Raw genomic sequence first — 13,152 nt, forward strand, 5'->3', positions numbered from 1 at the left:
CAGGACGTCACAGCTGGTCGTTACGCTCGACTTGAAGGGCAACCGCCTGCCGGCGGGCCATGATGGCGGTCACGGTGAGGCGTTCGGCCTCGACCGTGGACAGCACCGCCAATTCCACCGCGACCGCGGCCATTTGCTCGATCAGGTCGGCGCGGGCGTGAAGCTGCGCGGTTTGCCGCTTGCTGACCCATCCGGACAGGGTTTCCGGCGTGAGTGCGGCATAGCGTTCGAGGCCGTCGCGCAATGTCTCGTGCAGCGAGGCGGTACGTTCGGAGGATTCCTTGACGGCGGCCTGCAATTCCTGCGCCCGGCTCTCGAATTCTGCCTCGTGAGCAATGCTGCCCCTGGCGAACAGTCCGTTGATGTTGTCAAGGCTCACTTGCAGGTGGGACAGATGGAGGCGCAAATCCTCTCCTAATTGAGCCAAATTGCCGTTCATCAAATCCTCGTCGTATCGATGTAGGCAACTCTCTCGCGGCCGAAGGTCGAAGCCAACTAAAATCTTGCAAATTCAGGGCGGTTCATGGAAACGCCGCATCAGCGTGTGCAAGCACGTTTTGGAACGATTTACTGGCCAGGCGATGCGGCGGGGATAACCATCGCCTGGGTGTGCAGAATCTCGACGGGGCTCCGATGGACGACACCGATACCTTAACCGATGGCTTTTACGGCCGTCGGCTCGCCTCGCATCTTGGAATGGAGGGCGATTGCGTTCGCAAGATCAATCGCCACGGCAAGCTCGCGCTTGCCATCACGAGATTGACATGTACCCGCTTTGTTCGTGAGCGGACCGCTGCGATTCCGTCGGAGCCGGCATTCAGCATCCTCCATCAACTGGGTGATCTGGACCGGCACTCATGCTGGCTCGCCGGCCGCCAGAGATATTCAGGATCGTTCGGTGCGGGAACGGTGAGCGTCATCGACTTGCGCGACAATCCGCAGTGTGAGTTCAGAGGCCCGTTCGATGCGCTTCAATACTATATCCCGCGTCGCGCTCTTGATGATTTCGCCTACGAGAATGGCGCGAAGCCGATCTCCACGATGAAGTGGACGCGTGACCGGCGCGATCCATATCTGTCCACGTTGTCAAACGTCCTGTTGAGCGCCCTCGAAGAGGAGAGCGCGAACAATCAACTCTTCGTCGATCAGCTCGGACTGAGTTTGCTCGCCCATTTTGCGCAGACCTACGGCGATCTCTGTTCGCGGGAAGGTGTTCAGGAGGGCGGATTGGCGCCGTGGCAGGAGCGGCGCGCCAAGGAGATCATGCGTGCTCGCCTCGCCAGCGGGTTGACGATCGCCGATGTCGCATCCGAATGCAGGCTGACGCCGAGCCATTTTGCCCGCGCGTTCCGGCGCAGCACCGGTGTCGCTCCCCACGAATATCTCTCCCGGCTCCGGATCGATGAAGCCAAGCGTCTGATGAGCACCACCAGGCTGCCGCTGGCGGATATCGCGCTGATCTGCGGGTTCGGTGACCAGAGCTACTTCACCCGGGTCTTCTCGCGCAGCGTGGGAACGAGCCCCGGCGCCTGGCGCAGGGCTCGTTCCGAAGGTTGAAGGGCTTCCGCCGAAGCGCTAGGTCGGATGAATCATATCGCGCGCGTACGACAGTCCGATGCCATAGCCGCCGCCATGGGCTTCGACGATGGCTCGCGCATGATCGTAGGTCTCATGGCGGGTCCAGTCCCGCTGCAACTCGAGCAGCACTTGGATCCATGATGTGGGCTTTGCTCCCGCGGCCTCCATGCGGCGAAGCGCGAGGTCATGGCCGGCCGCGGTGAGACCGCCGCAGGCGTCGCCTACCACGTAGACCTCGAGCCCGGCGGCGAGCGCCGACAGAACCACGAAGCTGACGCACGCTTCAGACAGCAGTCCCGATACGATGAGGCGCCGCCGGCCGGTCGCGAGAATTGCTTCGCGCGCATGATCGTCTTCCCAGACGTTCATGTTGCGCCGTTCGATCGGGACGATGCCCGGCAAAGCCGCACTGATCGCAGGCATTAGCGGACCGCTGTAGACTTTCGTCGCAGAGGTCGAGGCTATGACCGGAAGGTTGAACGCCGTGGCCGTCTTGGCCAGGGCGACAACGTTGTTGAGCAGGACTTGGCGGTCGATCGAACTCACGCCGAAGGCGAGTCCGGCCTGCTGGTCTGCAAACAGGAGCGCACAGTCTTTCGGTTCGAGAAGGGGAGCGTCGGTCATCTGATCACCCTTTGTCACGGCTTGAGGAATGCGAGCAGATCGGCGTTGAGCTGGTCCGCGTGGGTGGTGGCGGTTGCGTGCGGGGCTCCGGGATAGACCTTGAGCGTCGCGGATTTGATCATCTCGGCCGCGAGCTTTCCGGTGAACTGAAGCGGGACCACCTGATCGTCGTCGCCGTGGATCACCAGCGTCGGAACGCTGATCTTCGCCATATCCGGGCGGAAGTCGGTCTCGGAGAACGCCGTCACGCAATCGATCGTCGCCTTGATGGAGGCCTGCAGGCCGATCTGCAGGGTCTGCTTGAACACGCCCTGCGAGACCTTGGTGCCGTGATTGGTCCCGTAGAAAAGCGGGCTGAAATCATCGAGGAATTGCGGACGATCCTTGGCGAGGCCGGCCTTGATGCCGTCGAACACCGCCTTGTCGACACCGTCATGGTCCGCCGTCTTGCCGAACAGCGGGGTCACGGCGCTCACCAGCGCCAGCTTCGACACCCGCGAGGCGCCGTGGCGCGCGACGTAGCGCACGATATCGCCGCCGCCCATCGAGAAACCGACCAGGGTGACGTCGTTGAGCTCGAGATGCTTGATGAGTTCGGCGATGTCATCGGCGAACGTATCGTAGTCGTAACCTTCCCAGGGCTGGCTGGATCGGCCGAAACCGCGGCGATCGAACGCGACCGCACGGAAGCCGTGACTGGCGAAGAACAGCATCTGGGCGTCCCACATGTCCGCGCTGAGCGGCCAGCCATGGCTGAACAGGATCGGTTTTCCGCTGCCCCAGTCCTTGAAGTAGAGGTCGGTACCATCGCGTAGTTTCAGCAGCGCCATCGAGTGCTCCCTTGTGTGGCGATCGGCCGCGCGCAGGGGCGTCGGGCCATCCTCCATCAATCTCATGGATGGGAACCCGCGTGGCTTGGACGGCAACGGCGCTGTTTGTACGGCCGCGCGGTCTCGGCTTTCCGCAGCGTGCAGGCTCCGAAGGGCGTGATCCCGGGCATCGCCAGGAGCCGCTTTGTCGCACGTCGGCATTGATCGCGACTTCGTCCAAGCAGCGAACAACTTGTCCAAGCAGCGATGCCGCCCTGGGCCATACAGTCAAATCCGCTCGGACGCTGGATGTCATTCGCTCCGGCCGGCAATCGTCAATTCAAGGAGATATCTCGATGTCCAAACTCGATATGCTGACCCCTGACAACAGTGCCATTGCGCTCATCGACTACCAGCCGGCGATGTACCAGGGCGTCCAGTCGCACGATCGCCTCGGGGTGTTCAACAACGTCCAGATCCTGGCGAAGGCCGCCAAGCTGTTCAAGATTCCGACCGTGCTGTCCACGGTTGCGAAGGACTCGTTCTCCGGACCGTTCATGCCCGAAGTCGCCGAGCTGTTCCCCAATCACGACATCATCGACCGCACCTCGATGAACTCCTGGCTCAATGCCAACTTCCGCAAGGCGGTCGCTGCGACCGGGCGCAAGAAGTTCGTGATCGGCGGTCTCTGGACCGAGGCCTGCGTGATGTTTCCGGCGCTCGACATGCTGAAGGAAGGCTATGAGGTCTACATTCCGGCGGACGCGTGCGGCGACCTGTCGGTCGAGTGCCACAACCGCTCGATGGAGCGCCTGGTGCAGGCGGGAGCTATTCCGATCACCTCGTGCCAGTACGCATTCGAGTTGCAGCAGGATTGGGCGCGCACCGAGACCTATGACGGCATGATGGAGATCCTGAAGGCACACTCGCCCTACGGCATCCAGATCCGCTTCTCGAAGTGGGCGCTCGGCGAGCATGCGTCGGAGGCCGGCTAGAGCGCGATTCGGAAAAGCGCGAAGCGGTTTTCCGGGAAGGTGATGCTCGAGCCAGGCGCCGAGGCGTGATGACATGATCGCATCGCGCCTCAACCCGCCTGATTTCTCTCTCCATCCTCCGAGAGTGGTGCGATGAAGATCTACATTCTGTCTCTTGGCGCCGGCCTGCTGGTCGGCGTCATCTACAGCCTTCTCAACGTACGTTCGCCCGCGCCGCCCTTGGTGGCCCTGGTCGGTCTGCTCGGCATCCTTATCGGCGAGCAGATCGTTCCGGTCGCCCGGCAGGTCGTCGTTGGTGAGGGCCTCGCCGCCGCGTGGCGGCAGGCCAAGTGCGCACCTCACATGTTCGGTCTGCTGCCGGGGCGGCATGCCGAGGAAGCCAAGACAACCAAAGATGTTGCGGAGAAGGCGTCATGAGCGCTCCTGATACGATTCTTCATCGCGGCCTGTTCACGACGCTCGACCGGTCGAACCCGACCGCGAGCGCCGTCGCCATCAAGGACGGGGTCTTCACCGCGGTCGGTCATGACCACGACATCATGCCGCTGGCCGGGCCGTCGACCAAGGTGATCGATCTGAAAGGCCGGCGCGTGCTGCCCGGCTTGATCGACAACCATCTGCACATCATTCGCGGGGGGCTCAACTTCAACATGGAGCTGCGTTGGGACGGCGTGTGGTCGCTGGCCGACGCGATGGCGATGCTGCGCAAGCAGGTGGCGATCACGCCGCCGCCCCAGTGGGTGCGCGTCGTCGGCGGCTTCACCGAGCACCAGTTCGCCGAGCGGCGCCTGCCGACGATCGACGAGCTCAACGCCGCGGCTCCGGATACGCCGGTCTTCATCCTGCATCTCTACGACCGCGCGATGCTCAATGCCGCGGCACTGCGCGCCGTCGGCTACACCAAGGACACCCCGGAACCGCCGGGCGGCGAGATCATCCGCGATGCGAAGGGCAACCCGACGGGGCTCCTGCTCGCCAAGCCGAACGCCAACATCCTCTATGCCACGCTGGCAAAGGGGCCGAAGCTGCCGTTCGATTACCAGGTCAATTCGACCCGTCACTTCATGCGCGAACTGAACCGACTGGGCGTCACCGGCGCCATCGACGCCGGCGGCGGCTTCCAGAACTATCCGGAGGACTATGCGGTCATCCAGAAGCTCTCCGACGAGGGGCAGCTCACGATCCGCCTGGCCTACAACCTCTTCACTCAGAAGCCGAAGGGTGAAAAGGACGATTTCCTGAATTGGACCAGGACTTCAAAATACCAGCAGGGCACCGATTACTTCCGCCACAACGGTGCCGGAGAGATGCTGGTGTTCTCGGCCGCCGACTTCGAGGATTTCCGGGTCGCACGTCCCGACATGGCGCCGGAGATGGAAGGCGAACTCGAAGGCGTGGTCCGCATCCTGGTCCAGAACAAATGGCCATGGCGTCTGCACGCAACCTATGACGAGACGATCTCGCGCGCACTCGACGTGTTCGAGAAGGTCAACCAGGATATGCCGCTGGAGGGCCTGCACTGGTTCTTCGATCACGCGGAGACCATTTCCGACCAGTCGATCGATCGCATCGCCGCGCTCGGCGGCGGCATCGCGGTGCAGCACCGCATGGCCTATCAGGGCGAATATTTTGTCGAACGCTATGGTTACGGCGCGGCGGAAGCGACGCCGCCGGTGAAGAAGATGCTCGACAAGGGCGTCAAGGTCTCCGCGGGTACCGACGCGACCCGGGTCGCATCCTACAATCCCTGGGTCTCGCTCGCCTGGCTCGTGACCGGCATGACGGTCGGCGGCCTGCGGCTCTATCCGCCGCGCAACTGCCTCGACCGTGAGACCGCGCTACGGATGTGGACCGAGAATGTCACCTGGTTCTCGAACGAGGAAGGCAAGAAGGGGCGTATCGAGGTCGGGCAGCTCGCCGATCTGATCGTTCCGGATCGCGACTATTTCTCGTGCAGCGAGGCCGAGATCGCCGATACGTCGAGCGACCTGACGGTGGTCGGCGGCCGTATCGTCTACGGTGCAGGCGACTTCAAGGCGCTCGACACCAACGCGCCGCCGCCGGCGATGCCGGATTGGTCGCCGGTGCGTAATTTCGGCGGCTACGGCAATTGGGTTGGATCGGACGGAAAGGCCAAGGCGATTCAATCGCAGGCCATGCAGATGTGTGGTTGCGCGAGCGCGTGCGGCGTGCACGGCCATGATCATGCGACCGCGTGGTCTGCCAGGCTGCCGATCGCCGACCTCAAGAGCTTCTGGGGCGCGCTCGGCTGCGCCTGCTGGGCGGTGTGAGATGCATGCGGGGGCCGGCACACCGCGTTGGATCGCAGCCATCCTGTGCTGGCCGTGGCTGCTGCCGATCGCCAGGGGCGCGCTGGTCTCCGCATTCCTGATCGGCGGGATCGAGAAGCTCGCCGATTTTCCGGCGGCTGTCGCCGAGCAGGCGCATTTCGGTCTGCAGCCGGCCTGGCTGTGGGCCGTCGCGGCGATCGTCGTCGAGCTCGGCGGCTCGGTACTGGTCATTGCGAATCGATTGGTCTGGCTCGGCGCCGGCGGACTTGGCGTGCTCACCTTCGTGGCGATGCTGACCGCAAATGCGTTCTGGCAATTGGTCGGCCACGAACGGTTCGTGGCAGTGAACGCGTTCTTCGAACACCTCGGCCTCATCGCGGGCCTTGTGGTCGTGACAATCTGCGCTGAAAAGACGCAAACCTCGTCGAATCAGTGAATTCTAGTCCAATCTCGCTCAAGGAGTTGTCCATGAAACGGCTATCGGCATCGATCCTGCTCTTGTCGGTTGCGGCTCTTGCCGTAGCGGCGCCGGCGGTCGCCAGGGATACCGGAAAAGCCGGCAGGGAGATGGTTGCGGTGGCGCCGCAATACGACACGACGCATGTCTATGTCGCTCCTGAGGACGTGGACAAGTTCGTGTCGAGCTTCCTCGCGACGTTCGGCGGCCAGAGCACCAAGCAGGTTGTTGCAACGGTCACGCCCACGCCGAGCAGCACGACGTCGCAGCTGCTTCAGACACCGGTCGGCACGGTCTCGCTGTTCGGCTTCAAGACTCCGATTCCCTATCCGTTTGGCGCAGAGCGGAACGGATATCTGGTCACCGACATGGACGCCGCGATCAAGGCCGCCCGCACGGCGGGTGCCGACGTGATCGTCTCGACCTTCCCGGATCCGATCGGGCGCGATGCCGTGATCCAGTGGCCGGGCGGCGTCAACATGCAGATCTATTGGCATACGACCAAGCCGAACTACGCGGCCTTCGAGAAGGTCCCGGAGAACCGGGTGTATGTTTCGGCCGACAGGGCGGATGCATTCGTGCGGAGCTTCCTCGCCTTCTCGCACGGGAAGGTCGTGTCGCAGACCGCGAAAGCCCCCGGGATCGAGATCGGCAGGGCGGACCAGACCTACAAGAGGATCCGCATTGAATCGACATTCGGCAAGATGGTCGTCCTCGTGACCGACGGTCATCTCCCCTATCCCTATGGCCGCGAGACGACGGGCTACGAGGTCGCGGATCTCGGCGCGACGCTTGCAAAGGCGAAGTCGGCGGGAGCGGCTGTCCTGGTCGAGCCCTACACGTCCGAAGGAAGGTCTGCGGCGATCGTGCAGTTTCCGGGCGGTTACGTTGCGGAGATCCACTCGACGGGCACCAAACATGCTGCCCGCACCGACCAGCAGCCTCCTGAGCTCGCCTTGAAATAATGGTCGCTATGCCGGCATGGATCGACACGCGAATTGTCAGGACGCTATTGCCCCTTCTGGCGATCGCGTCATCGATCCATGCCGCCTTTGCGGCGGACGGGGATGATACGGCGGCCAAGCGTCCGGCGATCCAGGCCAACCGATGGGCCGAGGACTGGTCGGTGCTCGCTGATCCCAAGTTGCGGACCGAAGCCTTCGACGGGCTCAAATACATTCCGCTGTGGGCCACGGACCCGAAGAGTTACATTTCACTCGGAGCCACGCTGCGCGAGCGCTTCGAGTCCAACAGTGCGGCGGCGTTCGGGACCAGCAACAGCCCTGCGGACAGCTATCTCTTGCAACGGCTTCAGGTCCATGCCGACGTGCATTTCGACGAAAACTGGCGGGCGTTCGTCCAGCTCGAGGACGATCGTGCCTTCGACAAACAGAACGTCTCCTCGGTCGACCAGGATCGCCTCGATCTGCGACTGGCGTTCATCGAGTATGTCAACACCACCGCGGCCGGCACCTTCAAGGCGCGCGCCGGTCGTCAGGATTTTGCGTTCGACCTGCAGCGCTTCGTGTCGTCACGGGACGGACCGAACGTACGCCAATCCTTCGATGCGATCTGGGCCGATTGGGAGAGCGGTGCCTGGCGCATCCTCGGCTTCGTCAGCCGGCCCGTCCAATATTTCGACGTGCGTCCCTTCGACGATACGTCGAACGACCGCTTCAAGTTCAGCACCCTGCGCGTCGAGCGGAAGGTGTTCGGAAACGACGAGCTGTCCGGCTATTATTCGCTCTATGAGCGCAGCGACGCCAAATATCTCGATGCGCGCGGCGACGAGCAACGGCATATCCTGGACGTGCGGTTCGCAGGCAAGGGCGCCGGGTTCGACTGGGATCTCGAGGCGATGGGACAGGCCGGCCAGGTCGGTAGGACGGACGTGCGGGCCTGGGCGGTCGGCGCGCGGACCGGCTACACGTTTTCCGATGTGGCGTGGCAGCCTCGGATCGGCCTGCAATTCGACGCGGCATCGGGCGACCGCCACCCCGGAGACGGCGTGGTCGAGACCTTCAACCCGCTGTTTCCGAACGGCTACTATTTCACGCTCGGCGGCTATACCGGATACACCAATCTGATCCATCTCAAGCCGGCGATCCTCGTCAATCCGACGGATCGGCTGAAAGTCATGGCGGCGGTTGCCTTCCAGTGGCGGCAGACGACGGCGGATGCAATTTATGTGCAGCCGAATGTGCCTGTTGCCGGTACGGCCGGTACTGGCAGCGCGTGGACGGGAGCCTACGGGCAGTTGCGCCTCGACTACACTTTCAACGAACATCTCACCGGCGCGGTCGAAGCGGTACACTTCGCCGTCGGCAATACGATCCTCGGCGCCGGCGGGCACACCAGCAACTATCTCGGTGTCCAACTCCAGTACGGCTGGTAGCATGTCAAAGCCCGTTTCCTTTCTCGCTCTGCTGATGAGCCTCAATGCAGGCTTCGTCGACACGGCCGGCTTCCTTGCCCTTCAAGGATTGTTCACGGCGCATGTCACCGGCAACTTCGTCACGTTCGGCGCCGCTATCGTGCTCGGAACGTCCGGGGCGCTGGCAAAGCTGCTTGCTCTTCCCGTGTTCTGCGCTGTCGTGATCGTGACCAGGGTTTTCAGCTTCTATCTTCCTGCGATGGGATTGCCGATCTTCCGCTCGATGCTGGCCATCAAGACGCTGCTGCTCGCTGCGGGTGGTGCGGCCGCCGCCACTTTCGGCCCGTTCGTGCAGGGCGACAGCTGGCAGGCGATCGTGACCGGGATGCTTCTGGTTGCCGCGATGGCCATCCAGAACGCGGCTCACCGCATCCATATGGGCACCGATCCGCCCAGCACGCTGATGACGGGAACGACGACCCAGATCATGATCGATATCGCCGACGTCCTGCGTCGTGCGCCGGCTTCCGTCCTGACAGTTGCCAGGCCTCGCCTCGGCAAGATGGCGGCGAGCGTCGCCGCGTTCGCGTTGGGGTGCGCGGCGGGCGCCTGCCTCTATGCCAAGTTCGGAACCTGGTGCTTCGTCCTGCCTCCGCTTCTCGCGTTGCCGGCGGTTTTTCTTGCAGGTCCCGAGCCCGCGCCCGAAAAGACGGCCTAGCGCTCGCGATGAGTTCGTCCGAGGCCTTCCAGACCATCCTGCTGCTCTTGATGATTGCCGTCGTGCTCGACACGGTGGCGCGGCGGTTGCGGCTGCCGTCCGCGTCGGTGCTGGTGCTGGCCGGCATCGTGTTGGCACTTGTCCCGGGACTTCCCGAAGTGGAATTCGACCCGGACTTCGTCATGGTGCTGTTCCTGCCGCCGCTCCTGCTGTCGGGTGCCTATTTTACGGTGTGGCCGGACTTTCGGGCCAATCTCCGCATCATCCTGCAATTGGCGGTCGGCGCCGTCGTGCTGACGACCTTGCTGGTCGGCGTCGTGACGCACGTCTTCTTCCCGGCATTGCCCTGGGCCGCATGCTTTGCGCTTGGCGCGATCGTTTCGCCGCCCGACGCCGTCGCCGCGCGCGCCGTGCTCGACCATCTCAATGTTCCGCCACGCATCGCGGTGCTGCTCGAAGGCGAGAGCCTCATCAACGACGCGTCGGGCCTCGTCCTGTTTCGTTTCGCTGTTGCCGCTGCCCTGACCGGCGCCTTCAGCGCAGGGGCGGCCGCGGCAAGCTTCGTCTATGTTTCGGCCGTGGGCGTCGGTATCGGTCTTGCGCTCGGCTGGATCTGCGCCTACGTCGCCGGACGATTGACGGATGCCAGGTTGACCGTGGTGTGGACCTTCCTGTCCGCCTGGGCGGCTTATCTGCTGGCCGATCGCCTGCATGTGTCGGGCGTGCTGTCGACAGTTGCGTGCGGGCTGGTCCTCGGCCGCCTGCAGCACAAGGCCTTGAGCGCGGCGTCCCGCGTGCAGGCGCTCGCGGTGTGGTCCGTCGTGACCTTCGTGATGGAGGCCCTGGTCTTCGTGCTGGTGGGATTGGCGCTTCGCGGCGTGCTCCACCGCTTCGGCTCGGATTGGGGGATCGTGCGTACGCTTGCGCCGGCAGCCGCGACGATCTTTGTGGTGATGGTGCTGGCTCGGTTCGCGTGGATTTTCCCGACCGCCTACATTCCACGGGCGCTGATCCCCTCGCTCCGGGCGCGGGATCCTTATCCGCCGCTTGCCGTTCCGCTGGTGATGAGCTGGGCCGGGATGCGTGGGGTCGTCAGTCTTGCTGCCGCCTTGTCATTGCCGGAGCATTTTCCGGGCCGCGACGTCATCCTGTTCGTGACCTTCTGCGTTGTCGCCGCGACCATCGTCGTCCTCGGATTGACGCTTGGTCCGGTGGCGAAGACGCTGACAGGGAAGGAATTCCTGCTGCGCGGGGAGGAAACGCTGTCGGAAGAGATGGTTCGCGCCGAAATCGCGCGTGCCCAGTTCGAGGCCATCCGCGCGCATTCTCTTGACGGCGAGGGGAATCATGCGCATCCGCGACTCGTCGAACAATACGGGCATCGTCTGGCGGTCGCTGAGGACCATGCCCTCGCCAAAGAGCCGCATGAAGAGCGAAGGCTTCAGCATTATCGTGCGGTGCTGATCGCGGTGGATGCCGGCCGCAGCAGGCTCCTGGAGCTCTTCAACGGGGGGCGCATTCACGACAGCATCATGCACCGGCTGGAAGGAGAGCTGGATCAGGAGGAGTTGTTCGCTGCGCGCGTGGTCGATGTGATGGAAGGCGGCTGACGGGCGTGACCAAGGTGATGGAGCCGAACTGCCGGAGTGACAGTTCGGCTCGCATCAATCTAGGCAACCCGGGCATCGACACCGGCGATCCAATCGCGGGCCAGATTGACGTCCGCCTGCGACAGCTGGTGACCGGACGGCAAGGTCCTGAGAATCACCTTTGCTCCCGCATCCGCGAGCATTGCCGATAGTCTGGCCGCATTGCCAGGTGGAACGATCGGGTCCGCCTGTCCCGACAAGATGAGCACCGGTTTGCCGTCAAGCCTGGCTTTGGGCGGGTCCGACAAAGGCACCATGGCCCTCATCAGCACCGCGCCGGCGAGCACCTCCGGCTTCGTCAGCAGCAGCGCAGCGGCGATGTTCGCGCCGTTGGAAAACCCGACCGCGACCGGCGCCGCGATGCCGTGGCGCCGCCGCGCGCCTTCGACGAATTCCCCAAGCTCGAGCGCACGCTTGCGCACGTCCTGTTCGTCGAACACGCCCTCCGCGAGGCGTCGGAAGAAGCGCGGCATGCCGTGTTCGAGGACGCGGCCGCGCGGCGAGAGCAGGGCGGAGCCCGGCGATATCATGGCTCCGAGCTGCAACAGGTCGGTCTCGTCGCCACCGGTGCCGTGCAGGAGCAGCAGCGGCGGCGCGTCGGCCCTGCCGGCTTTCTCGAAGCGATAGACGAATGAGGTGGCGTCCGTCACGACACGGCTCCTTCCAGCTTCGGCAACACGCCCTCGATCTCCTTGCGGTGCGACTCCAGGAAGCGCGGCAGCTTCAGTGCGTGCCCCAGCGTCTCCACCGGCTCGTCGACGGCGAAGCCCGGAATGTCGGTTGCGATCTCGAACAGCACGCCGCCCGGCTCACGGAAGTAGATCGAGCGGAAGTAGTTGCGGTCCTTCTGTTCGGTCGGATGCAGCCCGTGATTCTCCACCAGCCGCTGCGCCATTCTGGCCTGTTCGGCGTCGTCGGCCGCGCGGAAGGCGATATGGTGCACCGAGCCGCCGCCCTGATGGCCACGCAGGAATCCCTTCGCCTCATAGATGTCGACGACGCTTCCGTTGACGTCGCCCGCCGCCTTGTAGCGGATCACGGAGCCTTCCCGGGTCGTCTCCTTGAAGCCGAACACGTCGGTCAGTACCGCCGCGGTCTTCCCGGCATTGTCGAGCAGCAGTGTCACGCCGTGAAAGCCGCGGATCGCATGCTCGGCCGGAATGTCGCCGTTGCTCCAGGCTGGCTCGTCCTCAGCGCCCGGCACGCCGACGAGCGCCAGCGCCATGCCGTCCGGATCCGTGAACGGCAGAACCGATTCCCCGAACCGCTTTTCCAGCGCTTCGTAATGGATGCCCTTTTCCAGGAAGCGCTGTGTCCAGTAGCCGAGCGAGCGCTGCGGCACGCGGAACGCAGTCTGGTGGGTTTCGCCGACGCCCCTCCGGCCGGGAGGCACGCCCTGCCAGGGAAAGAACGTCAGGATCGTGCCGGGCCGGCCGGTCTCGTCGCCATAATAGAAGTGATAGGTGGCCGGATCGTCGAAATTGACCGTCCGCTTGACGAACCGCAGGCCGAGATCCCGCGTGTAGAAGCCGAAATTCCGGATCGGATCGCCGGCGATGGCCGTGACGTGGTGAAGTCCTGACATGTTTTTCCTCCAGCTCGAATGAGCAACATCATTTCGCCGGTACATATCGGACGGGTTTGTTCTGAGGACAAT

At 63.7% G+C, this 13,152-nt stretch carries 14 protein-coding genes; 9 read left to right on the forward strand and 5 right to left on the reverse strand.

What is annotated here, in order from left to right; all coding sequences use genetic code 11:
* Positions 1–7: 7 nt before the first annotated feature.
* Positions 8–439, reverse strand: coding sequence for a hypothetical protein (locus AKN83_RS22895; protein ID WP_157113517.1), 432 nt, complete (start codon positions 437–439; stop codon positions 8–10).
* A 194-nt stretch (positions 440–633) separates the two neighbouring features.
* On the opposite strand from AKN83_RS22895, the gene AKN83_RS22900 reads away from it, so the two are divergent.
* A complete protein-coding gene (locus AKN83_RS22900) occupies positions 634–1,557 on the forward strand; it encodes a helix-turn-helix domain-containing protein (protein WP_050401771.1) in 924 nt (307 codons plus the stop codon).
* Positions 1,558–1,575: 18 nt separating this feature from the next.
* Here the strand turns inward: AKN83_RS22900 and AKN83_RS22905 are convergent, their stop codons facing one another.
* Together AKN83_RS22905 and AKN83_RS22910 are read right to left on the reverse strand one after the other, a co-directional pair.
* Positions 1,576–2,202, reverse strand: a complete 627-nt coding sequence (locus tag AKN83_RS22905) for a hydrolase (RefSeq protein ID WP_050401772.1) — start codon at positions 2,200–2,202, stop codon at positions 1,576–1,578.
* Between the two features lie 14 nt (positions 2,203–2,216).
* Positions 2,217–3,032 carry an alpha/beta fold hydrolase gene (locus AKN83_RS22910; protein ID WP_050401773.1) on the reverse strand — a complete coding sequence of 272 codons (816 nt, stop codon included), beginning with the start codon at positions 3,030–3,032 and terminating at the stop codon, positions 2,217–2,219.
* Between the two features lie 335 nt (positions 3,033–3,367).
* On the opposite strand from AKN83_RS22910, the gene AKN83_RS22915 reads away from it, so the two are divergent.
* The 8 genes from AKN83_RS22915 (at position 3,368) to AKN83_RS22950 (ending at position 11,456) form a co-directional block, all read left to right on the forward strand.
* On the forward strand, positions 3,368–4,006 hold the full coding sequence (locus tag AKN83_RS22915; RefSeq protein ID WP_050401774.1) for a hydrolase: 639 nt from the start codon (positions 3,368–3,370) through the stop codon (positions 4,004–4,006).
* Between the two features lie 132 nt (positions 4,007–4,138).
* A complete protein-coding gene (locus AKN83_RS22920; RefSeq protein WP_050401775.1) occupies positions 4,139–4,423 on the forward strand; it encodes a XapX domain-containing protein in 285 nt (94 codons plus the stop codon).
* Positions 4,420–6,297, forward strand: coding sequence for an amidohydrolase (locus AKN83_RS22925; protein WP_050401776.1), 1,878 nt, complete (start codon positions 4,420–4,422; stop codon positions 6,295–6,297). The genes AKN83_RS22920 and AKN83_RS22925 overlap by 4 nt, the downstream gene beginning before the upstream one ends.
* A 1-nt stretch (position 6,298) precedes the next feature.
* Positions 6,299–6,733 (forward strand): DoxX family protein, encoded by a 435-nt coding sequence (locus AKN83_RS22930; protein ID WP_050401777.1) that lies wholly within the window; start codon positions 6,299–6,301, stop codon positions 6,731–6,733.
* A 32-nt stretch (positions 6,734–6,765) separates the two neighbouring features.
* Positions 6,766–7,719 carry a VOC family protein gene (locus tag AKN83_RS22935; RefSeq protein WP_050401778.1) on the forward strand — a complete coding sequence of 318 codons (954 nt, stop codon included), beginning with the start codon at positions 6,766–6,768 and terminating at the stop codon, positions 7,717–7,719.
* An 8-nt stretch (positions 7,720–7,727) separates the two neighbouring features.
* Entirely contained in the window at positions 7,728–9,149 is a 1,422-nt protein-coding gene (locus AKN83_RS22940; protein WP_083992209.1) for an alginate export family protein, read from the forward strand.
* Position 9,150: 1 nt separating this feature from the next.
* The gene (locus AKN83_RS22945) at positions 9,151–9,846 is read left to right on the forward strand and encodes a YoaK family protein (RefSeq protein ID WP_050401779.1); all 696 of its coding nucleotides are present in this window, start codon (positions 9,151–9,153) and stop codon (positions 9,844–9,846) included.
* A gap of 8 nt (positions 9,847–9,854) precedes the next feature.
* The gene (locus tag AKN83_RS22950; protein WP_050401780.1) at positions 9,855–11,456 is read left to right on the forward strand and encodes a Na+/H+ antiporter; all 1,602 of its coding nucleotides are present in this window, start codon (positions 9,855–9,857) and stop codon (positions 11,454–11,456) included.
* Positions 11,457–11,515: 59 nt separating this feature from the next.
* Here the strand turns inward: AKN83_RS22950 and AKN83_RS22955 are convergent, their stop codons facing one another.
* Positions 11,516–12,145: an alpha/beta hydrolase gene (locus tag AKN83_RS22955; RefSeq protein ID WP_050401781.1), complete on the reverse strand. Its 630-nt coding sequence runs from the start codon at positions 12,143–12,145 to the stop codon at positions 11,516–11,518.
* Positions 12,142–13,080 carry a ring-cleaving dioxygenase gene (locus tag AKN83_RS22960; protein WP_050401782.1) on the reverse strand — a complete coding sequence of 313 codons (939 nt, stop codon included), beginning with the start codon at positions 13,078–13,080 and terminating at the stop codon, positions 12,142–12,144. Before AKN83_RS22960 ends, AKN83_RS22955 begins: the two co-directional genes overlap by 4 nt.
* Positions 13,081–13,152: the final 72 nt, after the last annotated feature.

This window comes from Bradyrhizobium embrapense, from assembly GCF_001189235.2.
Lineage (GTDB): Bacteria > Pseudomonadota > Alphaproteobacteria > Rhizobiales > Xanthobacteraceae > Bradyrhizobium > Bradyrhizobium embrapense.